The sequence below is a fragment of the Flavobacterium macacae genome (assembly GCF_003865365.1).
Lineage (GTDB): Bacteria > Bacteroidota > Bacteroidia > Flavobacteriales > Flavobacteriaceae > Flavobacterium > Flavobacterium macacae.
Genome location: NZ_RQVR01000005.1, coordinates 1 through 16,664 on the forward strand (window position 1 = coordinate 1; position 16,664 = coordinate 16,664).

At 37.2% G+C, this 16,664-nt stretch carries 16 protein-coding genes; 11 read left to right on the forward strand and 5 right to left on the reverse strand.

Going from position 1 to position 16,664, the window contains the following annotated elements; genetic code table 11:
• The first annotated feature begins 350 nt into the window (after nucleotides 1-350).
• The 6 genes from thrS to EG849_RS05565 all read left to right on the forward strand — a co-directional run bounded on the left by thrS (nucleotide 351) and on the right by EG849_RS05565 (nucleotide 5,121).
• A complete protein-coding gene (thrS, locus tag EG849_RS05540; protein ID WP_125012088.1) occupies nucleotides 351-2,297 on the forward strand; it encodes a threonine--tRNA ligase in 1,947 nt (648 codons plus the stop codon).
• 22 nt (nucleotides 2,298-2,319) lie between these two features.
• Nucleotides 2,320-2,871: a translation initiation factor IF-3 gene (gene infC / locus EG849_RS05545; RefSeq protein WP_125012089.1), complete on the forward strand. Its 552-nt coding sequence runs from the start codon at nucleotides 2,320-2,322 to the stop codon at nucleotides 2,869-2,871.
• Between the two features lie 56 nt (nucleotides 2,872-2,927).
• A complete protein-coding gene (gene rpmI, locus EG849_RS05550; protein WP_022827375.1) occupies nucleotides 2,928-3,125 on the forward strand; it encodes a 50S ribosomal protein L35 in 198 nt (65 codons plus the stop codon).
• Nucleotides 3,126-3,296: 171 nt separating this feature from the next.
• Entirely contained in the window at nucleotides 3,297-3,641 is a 345-nt protein-coding gene (rplT, locus tag EG849_RS05555) for a 50S ribosomal protein L20 (protein ID WP_125012090.1), read from the forward strand.
• Nucleotides 3,642-3,922: 281 nt separating this feature from the next.
• Nucleotides 3,923-4,306, forward strand: coding sequence for a helix-turn-helix domain-containing protein (locus EG849_RS05560; protein ID WP_125012091.1), 384 nt, complete (start codon nucleotides 3,923-3,925; stop codon nucleotides 4,304-4,306).
• A gap of 53 nt (nucleotides 4,307-4,359) precedes the next feature.
• Nucleotides 4,360-5,121: an SDR family NAD(P)-dependent oxidoreductase gene (locus EG849_RS05565; RefSeq protein ID WP_125012092.1), complete on the forward strand. Its 762-nt coding sequence runs from the start codon at nucleotides 4,360-4,362 to the stop codon at nucleotides 5,119-5,121.
• A 75-nt stretch (nucleotides 5,122-5,196) separates the two neighbouring features.
• On the opposite strand, the gene EG849_RS05570 is transcribed toward EG849_RS05565, so the two are convergent.
• Entirely contained in the window at nucleotides 5,197-6,039 is an 843-nt protein-coding gene (locus EG849_RS05570; protein WP_125012093.1) for an isoaspartyl peptidase/L-asparaginase, read from the reverse strand.
• The gene (locus EG849_RS05575; protein WP_125012094.1) at nucleotides 6,036-6,941 is read right to left on the reverse strand and encodes a cyanophycinase; all 906 of its coding nucleotides are present in this window, start codon (nucleotides 6,939-6,941) and stop codon (nucleotides 6,036-6,038) included. Before EG849_RS05575 ends, EG849_RS05570 begins: the two co-directional genes overlap by 4 nt.
• A 297-nt stretch (nucleotides 6,942-7,238) precedes the next feature.
• Between EG849_RS05575 and cphA the strand changes: the two genes are divergently transcribed.
• On the forward strand, nucleotides 7,239-9,863 hold the full coding sequence (gene cphA, locus EG849_RS05580) for a cyanophycin synthetase (RefSeq protein ID WP_125012095.1): 2,625 nt from the start codon (nucleotides 7,239-7,241) through the stop codon (nucleotides 9,861-9,863).
• A gap of 41 nt (nucleotides 9,864-9,904) precedes the next feature.
• Here cphA and EG849_RS05585 read toward each other — a convergent pair whose 3' ends face one another.
• On the reverse strand, nucleotides 9,905-11,167 hold the full coding sequence (locus EG849_RS05585) for an asparagine synthetase B (RefSeq protein WP_125012096.1): 1,263 nt from the start codon (nucleotides 11,165-11,167) through the stop codon (nucleotides 9,905-9,907).
• Nucleotides 11,168-11,345: 178 nt separating this feature from the next.
• Here EG849_RS05585 and EG849_RS05590 point away from each other — a divergent pair, with 178 nt between their 5' ends.
• Genes EG849_RS05590 through arsB form a run of 4 tightly spaced genes read left to right on the forward strand, consistent with a single transcriptional unit; the run spans nucleotide 11,346 to nucleotide 13,830 of the window.
• Entirely contained in the window at nucleotides 11,346-11,672 is a 327-nt protein-coding gene (locus tag EG849_RS05590; protein ID WP_125012097.1) for an ArsR/SmtB family transcription factor, read from the forward strand.
• 45 nt (nucleotides 11,673-11,717) lie between these two features.
• Nucleotides 11,718-12,167: a DUF6428 family protein gene (locus tag EG849_RS05595; RefSeq protein WP_125012098.1), complete on the forward strand. Its 450-nt coding sequence runs from the start codon at nucleotides 11,718-11,720 to the stop codon at nucleotides 12,165-12,167.
• A gap of 16 nt (nucleotides 12,168-12,183) precedes the next feature.
• Nucleotides 12,184-12,789 (forward strand): arsenate-mycothiol transferase ArsC, encoded by a 606-nt coding sequence (locus EG849_RS05600; RefSeq protein ID WP_125012099.1) that lies wholly within the window; start codon nucleotides 12,184-12,186, stop codon nucleotides 12,787-12,789.
• A 3-nt stretch (nucleotides 12,790-12,792) separates the two neighbouring features.
• Nucleotides 12,793-13,830: an ACR3 family arsenite efflux transporter gene (gene arsB / locus EG849_RS05605; protein WP_125012100.1), complete on the forward strand. Its 1,038-nt coding sequence runs from the start codon at nucleotides 12,793-12,795 to the stop codon at nucleotides 13,828-13,830.
• A gap of 73 nt (nucleotides 13,831-13,903) precedes the next feature.
• Here the strand turns inward: arsB and dnaB are convergent, their stop codons facing one another.
• Both dnaB and EG849_RS05615 read right to left on the reverse strand, forming a co-directional pair.
• Complete coding sequence (gene dnaB / locus EG849_RS05610) at nucleotides 13,904-15,445, reverse strand: replicative DNA helicase (protein WP_125012101.1); 1,542 nt, start codon at nucleotides 15,443-15,445, stop codon at nucleotides 13,904-13,906.
• Nucleotides 15,446-15,586: 141 nt separating this feature from the next.
• Nucleotides 15,587-16,540 carry an acetyl-CoA carboxylase carboxyltransferase subunit alpha gene (locus EG849_RS05615; RefSeq protein WP_125012102.1) on the reverse strand — a complete coding sequence of 318 codons (954 nt, stop codon included), beginning with the start codon at nucleotides 16,538-16,540 and terminating at the stop codon, nucleotides 15,587-15,589.
• Nucleotides 16,541-16,664: the final 124 nt, after the last annotated feature.

The window sequence follows — 16,664 nt, forward strand, 5'->3', positions numbered from 1 at the left end:
AAAAGTTTTTTCCCGCTTTGTTGGTTTTTCTGAAATCACAGGCCTTGTTTGCTGGAAATGCCGAGGTATAGCTATATAGTCTTGAGTGAAGATGGGCGGACGGAAGTTTCTAAAAAAAAACGGAAAGATCCCTGAAATAGACCCGACCGGAGGGAAAAGCCTTCCCGCCTGCCCCTATGGCAGGCGCGAAGCTTTGGAAGGAACGGCGGGAATGGCATATCCTGATAAATGAATGGTCTTTCGCTTCTCGAAAAAATGCTATTATATAAAAGGTGTATGAATTTATAGTATACATATATATTGTATGTGTTTTAAGAATCCGCTATATTTGCGCTCATAAATTTTATAACATGATAAAGATTACGTTACCCGATGGGTCAGTTAAAGAGTTTGCGCAAGGCGTGACTCCGATGGATGTTGCAAAAAGCATTAGTGAAGGATTGGCAAGAAATGTTATTTCGGCGTCTTTCAATGGAACTACTGTGGAAACCGCGACCGAACTGACGACGGATGGATCACTCATATTATATACTTGGAACGATAAAGACGGGAAGAAAGCTTTTTGGCATTCAACTTCTCACGTTATGGCGCAAACCTTAGAGGAATTGTTTCCTGGAATTAAACTAACGCTAGGGCCTGCAATTGAAAACGGCTTTTATTATGACGTAGATTTTGGCGATCAAAAGATTACTGATGCCGACTTCAAAAAGGTGGAAGACCGCGTTCTGGAGATTTCAAAAGGAAAGTATGAATTTAAAATGCGTCCGGTTTCAAAAGCGGAAGCTTTAGAAGTTTATAAGGACAACGAATATAAGACGGAATTGATTTCAAATCTGGAAGACGGAACGATTACTTTTTGTGATCACGCTGACTTCTTTGATTTGTGCCGCGGCGGACACATTCCGAATACAGGAATCATCAAGGCTTTTAAAATCATGAGCGTTGCTGGTGCGTATTGGAGAGGCGACGAAAAGAACAAGCAGCTGACCCGTGTTTATGGAATTTCTTTCCCTAAGCAAAAAGACCTGGCAGAATATCTTGAATTGCTTGAGGAAGCAAAACGCCGTGACCACAGAAAACTTGGAAAAGAATTAGAATTATTTGCTTTCTCACAAAAAGTTGGTCAAGGTTTGCCTTTGTGGCTGCCAAAAGGAGCGGCTTTGAGAGATCGTTTGGAACAATTCTTAAAGAAAGCCCAAAAGAAAGCAGGATACGAGCAAGTAGTTACGCCACATATTGGCCAGAAAGAATTGTATGTTACTTCAGGACACTATGAAAAATATGGAGCAGACAGCTTCCAGCCAATCACCACACCTGCCGAAGGAGAAGAGTTTTTATTGAAACCAATGAACTGTCCTCACCACTGTGAGATCTACAATGTAAGACCATGGTCATACAAAGATTTGCCGAAGCGTTATGCTGAATTCGGAACTGTTTACAGATACGAACAATCAGGCGAATTGCACGGCTTGACTCGTGTTCGCGGGTTTACTCAAGATGATGCGCATATTTTCTGTACGCCAGAACAATTGGATGAAGAATTCAAAAAGGTAATTGACCTTGTATTATATGTATTCGGCTCTTTAGGCTTTGAAAACTTTACAGCGCAGATTTCTTTGAGAGACCAAGAAGACAGAGCTAAATATATTGGTTCAGACGAAAACTGGGAAAAAGCCGAAAATGCAATTATCAACGCCGCAAAAGACAAAGGATTAAATACCGTTGTTGAATATGGCGAAGCAGCTTTCTATGGTCCGAAATTGGATTTCATGGTCAAAGATGCCTTGGGAAGACAATGGCAGTTAGGTACGATCCAAGTGGATTACAACTTGCCAGAACGTTTTGACCTGACTTACAAGGGTTCAGACAATGAATTGCACCGTCCGGTGATGATTCACAGAGCGCCTTTTGGCTCGATGGAACGCTTTATAGCTATTTTATTAGAACATACCGCAGGAAATTTCCCAATTTGGTTGATGCCAGAACAGGCTATTATATTGTCTTTGAGCGAGAAATATGAAAAATATGCTAAAAAAGTTTTAGATTTGCTAGAAAATCACGAAATTCGCGCCCTGATTGATAACAGAAACGAGACGATTGGTAAGAAAATCCGTGAGGCTGAAGTACAAAAGTATCCGTTTATGCTGATTGTAGGCGAAGAAGAGGAGAAAAACAATACGATTTCAGTTCGAAGACACGGACAAGAAGGAAAAGGAAATATTACTGTTTCTATCGACGAATTTGCTTCCATTGTCAATGAGGAAATAAAAAAGACATTAAAAACATTTACAGTTTAACTTAAATTTTAAGGCCATAGCAATAAGAAACAACAGAGGTTACCAGCCTCGAGTAGAAAAAAAAGACGCACACAGAATTAACAATTTAATTCGTGTTCCAGAAGTGCGCCTTGTCGGAGATAACGTGGAGCCACAAGTTTACAAGACTTCAGACGCTTTGAGAATGGCAGAAGAGCAAGAACTTGACTTAGTTGAGATCTCTCCAAATGCGGAACCTCCGGTATGTAAAATTATGGATTATAAAAAGTTCGTTTACATGCAGAAAAAGCGTGATAAAGAACTTAAAGCAAAATCTACTCAAATTACAGTTAAAGAGATTCGTTTTGGACCTCAAACTGATGAGCACGATTATGAATTCAAAAGAAAAAATGCCGAGAAATTCCTTAAAGAGGGTTCAAAGCTGAAAGCTTTTGTTTTCTTCAAAGGTCGTTCTATCATCTATAAAGACCAAGGACAGATTCTTTTGCTTCGTTTAGCACAAGATTTAGAAGAATACGGAAAAGTGGAAGCTTTGCCGGTATTGGAAGGAAAGAGAATGATCATGTTCATTGCTCCAAAGAAGAAAAGTAAGTAAGCAGCAGCCTGCTTCTAAAAAATGTAAGTAAGACAAATTAAATACACTAGGAAAAAATGCCTAAAATGAAAACCAAATCTAGCGCTAAGAAACGTTTTAAAGTTACTGGCTCTGGAAAGATTAAAAGAAAGCACGCTTTTAAAAGTCACATCTTGACTAAAAAATCTAAAAAGCGTAAATTAGCTTTGACTCACTCTGCCCTTGTTCACAAGACAGATATGAAAAGCATCAAACAACAATTAAGAATTATCTAATAAAGGCTTAAGGTAAAAAGTTCAAGGCACAGGGAAATCCCTAAACCAAAAACCATTACCCTAAACCCTAAGATATCTTTAGGTTAAAAAACAATTTCATAACCTTGGAGTACGGCCATTAAGTTCCTTTGATTAAATTCAGGACGCCTGCTACAAAAACACATTAAAATTATGCCAAGATCAGTAAATTCAGTTGCTAAAAGAGCAAGAAGAAAAAAGATAATGAAGCAAGCCAAAGGTTTCTTTGGTAGACGTAAAAACGTTTGGACAGTTGCTAAAAACGCGGTGGAGAAAGCCATGGTTTATGCTTACCGCGATAGAAAGCAGAACAAAAGAAATTTCCGTGCATTATGGATTCAACGTATCAACGCTGGAGCTAGATTGGAAGGAATGTCTTATTCTCAATTCATGGGGAAAGTAAAAGCTAACGGAATCGAATTGAACAGAAAAGTTCTTGCAGATTTAGCGATGAACCACCCAGAAGCTTTCAAAGCAGTACTTAATAAAGTAAAATAAACGTTTTATAAATCTATTTGTCTTACTTACATATAGAAAATCCATCTCGAAAGAGATGGATTTTTTGTTTTCTATTATAATTGTAAGATCGATGAGCGGATTCAACATATTCAAAAATTCCTTCCTTTGACTTCTGAAGAAGCAGAAATCATGCTGTCTTTTTTTAAAACGGAGCATTTTAAGAAGAAAAAAATCATATTAGAAGAAGTAGAGATCTGTTTGCTTTGAAGTCAATTTTAAATGCTACATTTCGTACTTTTATCAAAATAAATTAGACAAACATGCCGATTCCAAAGAAGATACTTTCGAGAAAAGACGAAATAACTGCCGATTTTTTCAAACTCACAGACACGCATATCGACAATTTATTACAGGGAAAAGTCAGTCATAAATTTCACGCAAGCGATTTTGCAGCTTTACTTTTCATACATCCAAGGCATTTGTCCAATACTATAAAACTCACCACAGCAAAATCTCCTTGTGACCTTGTTGAAGAACGAATCATTAAAGAAGCAGCATGTTTTCTAACCGAAACCAAAATGCCAATTGCCGAAATTGGCCAAGTCTTTTGCTATGACGAGCCAACAAATTTTACCAAATTCTTTAAAGGAATGACCGGAATTACACCTTTACAATTCCGGAAAAAAGCAATTGCATTAGTATAAAATTCTGAAGAGTACACCATTTTTGAAAAGCCTTCCTATCCTAACTTTGTCAAATGACAAAGAATAAAATCGCATTAGTCACTGGCGGAAGTCGTGGATTAGGAAAAAATACGGCATTAAGTCTTGCTAAAAAAGGGATTGATATCATTCTAACATACAAAAGCAACCAGGCTGAAGCCGAAAAAGTAGTGTCAGAAATACTTTCTCTTGGACAAAAAGCCATTGCTTTTAGGTTAGACACAAGCGATACAAACCAGTTTGACAGCTTTTTTGACCAAATAACAACGTATTTGGAAAAGAAAACAGGAATAAAAAATTTTGATTATTTGGTCAATAATGCGGGTATTGGAATTTACAAATCATTTGAAGATACTACTGAAGAAGATTTTGATACCTTATCAAACATACAGTTCAAAGGTGTATTTTTCCTAACCCAAAAAGCATTGCCTTTTCTTAATGAAGGCGCAAGTATTGTAAATATTTCTACTGGTTTAACACGTTTCAGTTTGCCTGGTTATGCGGCTTACGCTTCTATGAAAGGCGCAATTGAAACCCTGACAAAATATCTTGCAAAAGAATTAGGCTCAAGACAAATTAGAGTAAATGTTGTTGCTCCAGGTGCAATCGAAACCGATTTTGGCGGTGGCGTTGTTCGTGACAATGCACAGCTTAACGGATTTATTGCTTCGCAAACTGCTTTAGGGAGAGTTGGATTGCCTGATGATATTGGAAGTGTAGTTGCCTTTTTATGCAGCGATGATTCTAAATGGATTAATGCGCAGCGAATTGAAGTTTCAGGAGGACAATTTCTGTAAAACAATAAGCTGACAAATCAAAACACCCGATAAGTAACTTATCGGGTGTTTTTTTATTTTTATAAAAGTATTTTTCTAATTGAAAACCGCTGACTGTTCTCCGTCAAAACTGGCATAAACCATACTTGGATGCGAATCTTGATGGTAAATATTTCCTTCTTTGTCAATAGCAATTGCTCCAGCAAAACCGTCAAAAGGTTTTAATTCATTAAATGTTTTTTCAAAAGCTTCTTTCAAAGAAAATCCGTCAGTGACGCGCGTTACAATTTTTGTCGCCACGGCACCACTTACAATATCTTCCCCTACTCCAGTCAAACTTACACCGCAAAATTCATTGGCATAATTTCCGGCAACAGTGGCAGAATCAGAAATCCTTCCAGGAATTTCAAATCCTTTTCCGCCCGTTGAAGTGGCAACAGCAATTTTTCCATCTTTGTCTAAAGCTACGCAACCGACAGTTCCTGTTCCAGATGAAGCTAATTTCGCTTCATATTCTGAACGTCTTTGTGGAATTTCAGTAGAAAAAACCTCAAAACCCTGTTTTCTGGCAAAGTTAGTTGCACCGCTTCCTCCTAAAACTTTATCGTCAAAATCTAATAAAACTTGAGCCACCTGCACCGGATTTTTTACTTCCTCAATATTAATAACGCCACTCATTTTATGCGTGAAGCCATCCATCAAAGAAGCGCTCATCCTGATTTTTCCGTCGCTTTGAATTTGAGAACCGATCCCGGCGTTAAATAATTCGTCGTCCTCCAATTGTGAAACTGCAAAAACCACCGTTTCTAAGGCCGAATGTGTCTTTAAAAATTCATAAGAATCTTTCGCAATTCGCACTAAAGCATTTTGCTTTGCGACCTTGGTTTCGTGACTTGTGGAAGATTCAGAGAAAAATCCACCGTGAATTATTATTTTCATTTTACTGTTTCAGGATTTTTATCAAGAAGATCGACCTCATATTGTGAAGACTGAATGTACATTTTATTTGTTTTCAAGTCATAAGTATCGTATTTGCTCATCACATGCACGACCAAATTATTGATAGAAACGGGTTGGCCCAGTTCCACCTGTGTCAAATTTGTATCTTTTATTTGCCTTCCGTCAACTAAAATTACCAATCCAGAACCAATGGCTTCCATCTTATTTTCAATAATCAACAAACCTGTATCTTCGCCCAAACCGATTCCAAGAACCTTTGGATTCCCAACAACCGCTTGAAACAATCGGCCGATTCTGCCTCTTTGCACAAAATGCGTGTCAATAGTTACATCGTCAATCAAACCTAAACCGCTTGTGATTTTCACTTCTCCTTTAAGCAAGGCTTCAGAACTGCTGCCTTGATAAATCATATTATTGGAAGCTGCAGCTGCACCGGCAGAAGTTCCGGCATAAACAAAATCTTCATTTCTATATTTATCTAAAATAATATCGTGCAGTTCGGTTCCTCCCAAAATTGAAGTCAATCGCAATTGATCACCACCGGTAAACATCACGACATCAGCTGCTTTTATTCTAGCTAAAACTTCTGGATCTGTTGCTTGCTCTCTTTTTTCAATATGCAAAACGTCCACATTGGTCGCATTTAAAAACTGAAATGCCTTGACATATTCAGGACCTACTTCTCTTGGTATTTTTGATGCTGTCGTAACAACTTCTATTCTTGACTTTTCTTTGTGTTTTGACTCTAAAATCAGCCTTTTTAAAATTCCTGTTTCGAAGAAATTTAAATTGTTTGCCACATTTATGTCAAAACTGGCTTCTGTAAAACTTCCTTTATCTACAGCACCGCCGATAATCATTAATTTTCCTTGTATATTCATTTTAATTGGAATGTGAATTCTGTAAAAATAACTAAAAACTTAAAAACACCGCCGATAACATAATTATTTTATAATATATTTATAAGAAGTTTTTTGTATGGAAATGCATTTTAAAATATTTAAAGAAATATTTTGATTATAATTCTAAAAAAAACATTTTTAACTTCTGAAATACTATTTTTTTTAACTAAATTTCTAAATTATATTAATTCATTCCACCAAGTGTATAAGCCACTTAAAAAGCATTCATTTTCAGATACTTACACAAAAAAAATCCAAAAGCAAACCCATCAATTTATGAAAATATTAAAAGTACAAGCCTTACGTGGCCCAAATATCTGGAGCGTACAGAGAAAAAAATTAATCCAGATGCGTCTGGATTTGGAAGAAATGGAGCAATTCCCAACCAATAAAATTGATGGTTTTGGAGCAAGAATTGAAGCAATGTTTCCCACAATGTATGAGCACCGCTGTTCTGAAGGTGTTCCGGGTGGATTTTTCTCAAGAGTTGAAAGAGGAACTTGGATGGGGCACGTGATTGAACATATTGCTTTGGAAATTCAGACTTTAGCCGGAATGGAAACTGGTTTTGGAAGAACCCGTGAAACCAAAACTTCAGGTATTTATAATGTAGTGTTCAGTTATACCGAAGAAAATGTCGGACTTTTTGCTGCAGAATCTGCTGTGGCCATTGCCGAAGCTTTGATTGCAGGAACCGAATATGACTTGGAAGCGGACATTCAAAAAATGCGTGAAATCAGAGAGCGCGTCCGTCTCGGGCCAAGTACGGGTAGTATTGTTGAAGAAGCCGTAGCCAGAGATATTCCTTGGATCCGTTTAGGAACAAATTCCTTAGTACAATTGGGTTACGGTATCAATCAAGTTCGTTTTCAAGCAACAATGACTGCAAAAACAAGCAGCATTGCCGTGGATATTGCTTGCAACAAAGAAGAAACAAAACGAATGTTGAGCAATGCTTCCATTCCTGTGGCTGGTGGCGATATTTGTATGGATAATGAAGGTTTAGAAGAAACAATTAAAAAAATCGGCTTTCCAATTGTGATCAAACCTTTAGATGGAAACCATGGAAAAGGCGCTTCTATCAATGTAATGAATCTGGAAGACGCAAAAGAAGGGCTGATTTATGCCCAAAAATATAGCCGCCGCGTAATCGTAGAAAAATTTATAACCGGATTTGATTTTAGAGTTTTGGTTATCGATAATAAAATTGTTGCGGCAGCACAAAGAGTTCCTGCTCACGTAAAAGGAAATGGAACGAATACCATTCAAGAATTAATTGATACTGAAAACGAAGATCCACGAAGAGGTTATGGTCACGAAAATGTATTAACAGAAATTACTGTTGATCGCGACACCACTGATTTGTTGGAAAAAATGGGCTACAGCTTAGAAACCATTCCCAGAAAAGGTGAAATTGTATATTTAAAATCGACTGCCAATTTAAGTACGGGCGGGACTTCTGTAGATGTGACTGATATGATGCATCCAGAAAACATCTTTTTATCTGAGCGAATCTCTAGGGTAATTGGCTTGGATATTTGCGGGATCGATATAATGGCAGAAAATTTAACACAGCCTTTGAATGAAAATGGCGGTGTTATTTTAGAAGTAAATGCGGCTCCCGGATTCAGAATGCATTTGGCTCCGTCAGAAGGTTTGCCCAGAAACGTTGCTGCGCCAGTAATTGACATGCTTTATCCTCCTGGAAAACCAAGCAGAATTCCGATAATTGCCGTTACCGGAACCAACGGAAAAACGACTACAACACGACTTTTAGCACATATTGTAAAAAATAACGGTTATAAAGTAGGCTTTACCACTTCAGACGGAATCTACATCCAGAACCACATGATGGAAAAAGGAGATACCACCGGACCTGTAAGTACAGAATATATTTTAAAAGATCCAACTGTTGAATTTGCTGTTCTAGAAACCGCCCGTGGCGGCATTCTTCGTTCTGGTTTGGGTTTCAGCCGTTGCGACATTGGAATAATAACCAATATTACTGCAGATCATTTAGGTTTAAATGATATCGACAACCTTTCTGATTTGGCAAAAGTTAAAAAAACGGTGGTACGTAGCGTCAAAAAAGACGGTTGGGCCGTTTTAAATGCAGATGATGCGGAATGTATAAAAATTGCTCCTGATTTAGATTGCAATGTCGCTTTTTTCAGTATGGACGAAGAAAACCCTTTGATCAAAAAATTAGGAAAAGAAGGAAAAATTGTTGCTGTTTACGAAAATGGATACATCACAATTAAAAAAGGCGACTGGAAAATAAGAGTTGAGAAAGCGATGCACGTTCCATTGACTTTAGGCGGAAAAGCCCGATTTATGATTTCAAATGTTTTGGCGGCCACCTTGGCTTCTTACTTATATGGATTCAAAACCGAAGACATCAGCCTTTCATTGCAAACATTTATTCCGAGTGTGGCACAGACTCCTGGAAGAATGAATATTTTTGAGTTCAAAAAATTCAAGGTTTTGATCGATTTTGCCCATAATCCTGCTGGCTATTTGGCAGTAGAAGATTATTTGAACAATATTGAGGCGACTAAAAAAATCGGAATTATTGCCGGAGTCGGTGACAGGCGCGATGAGGACATCAAAGAATGCGGTAGGGTTGCCGGAAGAATGTTTGACCATATCATCATCCGCCAAGAAAAATATTTGAGAGGAAGAACCGAAGAAGAAATCATTGATTTAATTCTTGAAGGAATTGAATCTTCTGGAAGAGATATTACGTATGAAATTATTCCGAAGGAAACCGAAGCCATAAAGCATGCCATAAATAGCGCCGAAGAAGGTTCATTTATTACCGCTTTGAGCGATGTGGTAACCAATGCCATTGAAATTGTACAACGTTATTTGGACAAAGAAAATGAAGAAACGTTGAGTTAATAGTGAAAATAAAAAAGGGCAATTTTAAAAATTGCCCTTTTTTATGTTTTCAATTTCTTTTTCTTCGCTGCCGGAAATAATACATTATTTAAAATCAACCGATAGCCCGGAGAATTGGGATGCAGGTCTAAAACCGTTGGCGCATCACCCACTCGATGCTGGTAATCTTCAGGATCATGACCGCCAAAATAAGTAAACATTCCTTTTCCTTTGGTTCCGTGAATGTATCTTGCTTCATTATTCACTTTATTTTCGCCCATTACCAATACATTTGACTTAATTCGATTGCTGTCAAAAGAAGTAGTCTGTCCCATAAATCCTTTGATCAATTGCGTATGATTTTGACAAAGCATACTCGGAATCGGGTCCCATTTTGCAGAATAATCCATCAGGGTAAAATAATCTTTATCTGGCATAATCATTCTTTTCATGGTCATGTCAATATCTGAAAATTCATAAACTATCGGATTTCGTTCTAAAATATAATCTTTAAAAGCAAAGCTGTTGTTATAATCAATTTTTGATTGGTAATTCCCTTCGCTTTCGTCGCCATCAAACATCGGTTCGCAAATATCAACACCTTCGGCCGCCAAAGCAATATCAAAACTGTCCGTTGCCGAACACATTGCAAACATAAAGCCGCCACCGATTACAAAATCCCTGATTTTTTTCGCTACCGCTAATTTTTCTTCGGACACTTTGCTGTAGCCTAACTTTTTAGCCAACGCTTCTGCTTCTTTTTTTTGCTCAATATACCATGGCGCATTTCTGTAAGCTCCGAAAAATTTTCCATATTGACCCGTAAAATCTTCGTGGTGTAAATGCAGCCAATCGTATAAAAGCAAGCCGTCTGATAAAACTTCCTCATCATATATAGGAGTAAATGGAATTTCTGCATACGTCAGGACCAAAGTCACGGCATCGTCCCAAGGCTGTTTTCCTTTTGGAGTGTAAACTGCTATCTTTGGCGCTTTTTCAAGAACAACAGTTTCCATATTTTGTGACGGACTGCTTATTTCATCCAAAATAGAATTGGTCTGGCTGTCTGATAAAAGTTCAAAATTGACACCTCTGATCTGGCATTCTTTTCTGATTTCTGGAGCATCGGGCAGAAGAAAAGAACCACCACGGTAATTCAAAAGCCAGCTTACTTTAAATTGCTTTTCTAAAGACCAATACGTTATTCCGTAGGCTTTTAGGTGATTTTGCTGTGAGCTTTCATCCATCGGAAGCAATATAAAAGAAGCCCAAGAAGGAATAGAAACTAAGAAAAATAAAAATATATAAGATAATTTTTTACGCATTCTAAAAATTTTTAAGCGTCACAAATTGTTGATGCTCTTGTCAAAGATAACGGTTTTTGACAATGTAAATTATAAAAATTAATCACTTAAAATAGAAAAGGGGTCTAATTAGAAAAAAGATTCCCATATTTTTGGAAATAAAAATATAATCGTAATATTGCAATATTAAAATATTAGTATGGGAGCCTCAAAAACAGAACACTTTACAGCACACCAAAACCAAATTGCTACAATAGCCAAAGCATTAGGACATCCTGCAAGAGTCGCAATAATTGAATATTTATTAAGTGTAGATACTTGCATTTGTGGTGATATCGTAAATGAACTGCCATTGGCACAACCCACCGTTTCACAACATTTGAAAGAATTGAAAAACGCTGGACTTATAAAAGGAAGCATCGATGGAAATGCTATTTGCTACTGTATCGATGAGCATGCGTTTGAGATTCTTAAAAATTATTTTTCAATGATTGTTACTTCAGCAGCAAAACAAAAATGTGGTTAGGATTTTTTAACTAAAAAATATCGCAATATATAAATTAATAGAATTATGAAATTATCCCAAATTAAAGAGATTTTGCCAAATTTAAAAAATGTAGTATTTCAATTGGAAAACGGAAAAATTGTACCCGAACATTTTCACGTGACCGAAGTAGGACAAATAACTAAAAACTTCATTGACTGCGGTGGCGTAATTCGCAAAGAAAACGCTGTAAGCTTCCAATTGTGGAACGCTGACGATTTTGAACACCGGTTAAAACCGAAAAAACTGTTGAATATCATCAAGCTTTCCGAAGATAAATTGGGTATTGAAGATTCAGAAATTGAAGTGGAATACCAATCAGAAACTATTGGGAAATATGATTTAGAATTCGATGGGAAAAATTTTATTCTAAAAAACAAAACGACAGCTTGTTTGGCACAAGATGCTTGCGGTATTTCTGAAAATAAAATTACAAAAAAATCTTCTGATTGCGCTCCAAATTCAGGTTGCTGCTAACATTAAAAAAATCATCATGTATCCAAAATTGTCTGAAACTATAGATTACATAAAATCTTCTACTATTAACAAAAGCCGCAAAGAGATTTTGCAACCTTTAATAGACTATATCAAACAAAATAAAAACTTGCCCACAAATATCAATTTTATTTGCACTCATAATTCTAGAAGAAGTCATTTGTGTCAAATTTGGGCGCAGGTAGCGGCAGATTTTTATGGCATAGCTGAAGTAAATTGCTTTTCTGGCGGGACTGAAGAAACAGAACTGTTTCCGAAAGTTGCCGCCACTTTACGAGAGCAAGGTTTTGAAATTGAGAAAATATCCAGTCAATCAAATCCTGTTTATGGAATTAAGTTCGGCGAAAATAATTTGCCCATCATTGGGTTTTCAAAAAAGTACGATCATTTTTTTAATCCGGCTTCGAGATTTGTTGCAATTATGACTTGTTCTCAAGCTGACGTTGGCTGTCCATTTATTGCGGGCGCTGAAAAACGCATTCCAATTACATTTGAAGATCCAAAAATTTCAGATGGATTACCAAATCAACACGAGGTTTATACCAACCGTAGCTTAGAAATTGCTTCTGAAATGTTTTATGTTTTCTCACAAATTAAAAAATAAAGAATGCAACCAAAATTAAAATTTTTAGACCGATACCTTACCCTTTGGATATTTTTGGCGATGGCAATTGGCATTGGCTTAGGCTATTTATTTCCAGAAATTTCAAATAGCACAGATAAATTATCCTCTGGAACTACAAACATTCCGCTAGCCATCGGATTAATCTTAATGATGTATCCGCCTTTGACAAAAGTCGATTATTCTTTGCTTCCGCATGCTTTTAAGGACAAAAAAGTGATCAGCATTTCATTATTATTGAACTGGATTATAGGTCCGATTTTAATGTTTGCGCTGGCCATTTTATTTTTACGAGATGAGCCTGATTATATGATCGGTTTAATTTTAATTGGCTTGGCAAGATGCATTGCTATGGTGATTGTGTGGAACGATCTAGCCAAAGGAAATAGAGAATATGCGGCAGTCTTAATAGCTTTAAACAGCATTTTCCAAGTTATAAGCTATAGCTTTTTTGTATGGCTTTTTATTAATTTCCTTCCAAAAAAGCTAGGTTTGGCAAATTTCAATATTAATGTATCCATGCAAGATGTGACTGAAAGCGTCTTGATTTATTTAGGAATTCCTTTCTTAATGGGATTTTTAACGCGATATATTTTAGTAAAAACTAAAGGAATTGAATGGTACAATCGAAAATTCATTCCGAAAATTTCACCGATTACCTTATACGCATTGCTGTTTACCATTGTTCTGATGTTTAGCCTAAAAGGAGACAAAATCGTTGAATTGCCAGGGGATGTAATCAAAGTCGGTGCGCCGCTTGTCGTATATTTTGTCATGATGTTTTTGATAAGTTTTTTTATAAACAAATCAATGAAAGTACCTTATGATAAAAATGCCTCGATTGCATTTACGGCAACCGGAAACAATTTTGAATTGGCTATTGCGGTTTCGATTGCGGTTTTCGGCATCCATTCGCCGCAAGCTTTTGTCGGTGTAATTGGCCCTTTGGTCGAAGTGCCCGTACTAATTTTATTGGTAAAAATTAGTTTATGGTTAAAGAAAAAATATTATCCTTCAAATTAAATTGAGCAAAAAAAATCCGCCACTGGCGGATTTTTCTATTACAATTTCAACATTGGATCTCTTACTATCTCAATTAAAACGGAACATCGCTGTCATCGTCAATACTGTTCATATTGCTTCCGAAAGCATCATTCGCTGATGGAAGATTTTTGGTCAAGAAAGGCGCATCCATATTCATCTTTGACGGTAAATCATCAAAAGAAGTTCCGTATTCATCAAGATTGTCGAACTTACCGAGATTTCCGATGAACTTCAATCTTACGTTCTCCAAACTACCATTTCTGTGTTTGGCGATGATAAATTCAGCCTGGCCTTCTGTCGGCGAATGCTCATCATCATCCCATTCATCAATCTTGTAATATTCTGGACGGTAAATAAACGAAACGATATCGGCATCCTGCTCAATCGCTCCAGATTCACGAAGGTCAGAAAGCAAAGGCCTTTTGCTCGATCCACGCGTTTCAACCGCACGAGATAGTTGCGAAAGGGCAATAACGGGCACGCTTAATTCTTTGGCCAAGGCTTTTAAATTTCGGGAAATGGTAGAAATTTCCTGCTCACGATTTCCGCCACCTTTGCCGTTGCCGCCCGCAGTCATCAACTGGAGGTAATCGACAATAATTAATTTGATGCCATATTGCGATGCCAGACGGCGTGATTTTGCACGCAAGTCAAAAATTGAAAGCGACGGCGTATCATCAATATATAAAGGCGCTTTTTCTAAGTTTTTTACTTTGATGCTTAATTGCTCCCACTCGTGTTTTTCTAATTTGCCCGTTCTTAATTTTTCAGAAGAAAGTCCGGTTTCCGAAGAAATCAAACGTGTAATCAACTGCACTGAAGACATCTCCAGTGAAAATAAAGCAACCGGGTGGCCAAAATCAATGGAAATATTTCGAGCCATCGAAAGTACGAAGGCCGTCTTACCCATACCCGGACGTGCCGCAATAATAATCAAATCAGAAGGCTGCCATCCTGAAGTCACTTTGTCTAATTTGTCAAAACCTGTGGCAACACCGCTCAAGCCTTCTTTTCCGGCAATTTCTTCAATTCTCTTTTTTGCTTGGATTACCAAACTTTGAGCCGTTTCAGAACTGCGCTTGATATTTCCCTGCGTAACTTCATATAACTTTGACTCGGCTTTGTCAAGCAGGTCAAAAACGTCAGTGGCTTCATCATACGACTCTTCAATGATTTCTGAAGAAATTTTAATCAAGCTTCTTTGGATAAATTTTTGAAGAATAATCCGCGAGTGAAACTCAATGTGTGCCGAAGACGAAATCTTTTGCGTCAGCTGGATCAGATAAAAATCCCCTCCAGATAAATCTAATTTTGCCGTTCTTCTCAACTGCGCCGAAACTGTTAATAAGTCAACAGGCTGCGAATCGTTGAAAAGTGTGACGATGGCTTCAAAAATATGTTTGTGTGCGTCTTTGTAAAATGCGTCGGGCTGCAAAATATCGATTACCTCGTCCACCCCTTTTTTATCAATCATCATCGCTCCTAAAACGGCCTCCTCCAAATCGATGGCTTGTGGCGGGAGTTTTCCTTTTTCGAGATTGATTATCGTAGTTTTATCTACTCTAATGGGGTTTATATTCTTGAGATTTTCCATAGTGCGAAAGTAGCTAAAAAATAGAAAAGATAACTCTTGACTTGTTAGCTTGTTTTGTTTATAAGTAATGATTTTTTGTTGATAACCAAAAAAAAATCCGAAACCACAAGGGCTTCGGATTTAGTATCTGTCTGTAAAGAACTATTCTTTGAATTCGCCCATTTTACTGTATTTGTCCATTCTTTTGGCCACTAAATCAGCTGTTGATAAGTCTTTCAATTCATTATATCCTTTTAGGATGTATTTTTCAACGGCTGTGAAAGCAGTTTCTCTGTCATAATGTGCTCCACCAAGTGGTTCTGGAATAATATCATCGATCAACTTTTGCTTTTTCATATCAAAAGAAGTCAATTTCAATGCATCAGCAGCCTGTTCTTTGTATTCCCAGCTTCTCCATAAAATAGAAGAGCAAGACTCTGGAGAAATAACAGAATACCATGTGTTTTCCATCATGTACACTTTATCTCCAACACCAATTCCAAGTGCGCCACCAGAAGCTCCCTCACCAACAATTACGGTAATGATTGGCACTTTTAAGCACATCATTTCAAAGATATTTCTTGCAATGGCTTCTCCTTGTCCTCTTTCTTCTGCTTCCAAACCTGGATAAGCTCCCGGAGTATCTACTAAAGTCACCACAGGAATTCCGAATTTCTCTGCCATTTTCATCAAACGCAATGCTTTTCGGTAGCCTTCAGGGTTTGCCATACCAAAGTTTCGGTACTGACGTGTTTTTGTATTAAACCCTTTTTGCTGGCCTACGATCATAAAAGACTGGCCGCCAATCTTCCCTAAACCGCCAATCATCGCTTTGTCGTCTTTAAAGTTTCTGTCTCCAAAAAGCTCTAAAAAGGTATCGCCACATAAGGCGCGAACGTGATCCATCGTGTAAGGACGGCTTGGATGCCTTGACAGCTGCACGCGTTGCCAAGCAGTTAGGTTTTTATATATGTTTTTTTTAGTTTCTTCTAATTTCTTCTCGATTTGCTTGCAAGTATTAGACACATCAACATCTGATTCTGCTCCAATAATTTGGCATTTGTCTAACTGGTCTTCAAGTTCTTTTATTGGGAGTTCAAAATCTAAATATTCCATAGGACTTGTGCATTTTTATTTTTTAGTTCGAAATGCAAAGATAGAATTTTCATTTTTAAAGTGAAGCGAAAAATCAAGATTTATGATCGAGATAAAATTTTATCTTTTTGCTGTTTTTTGTATG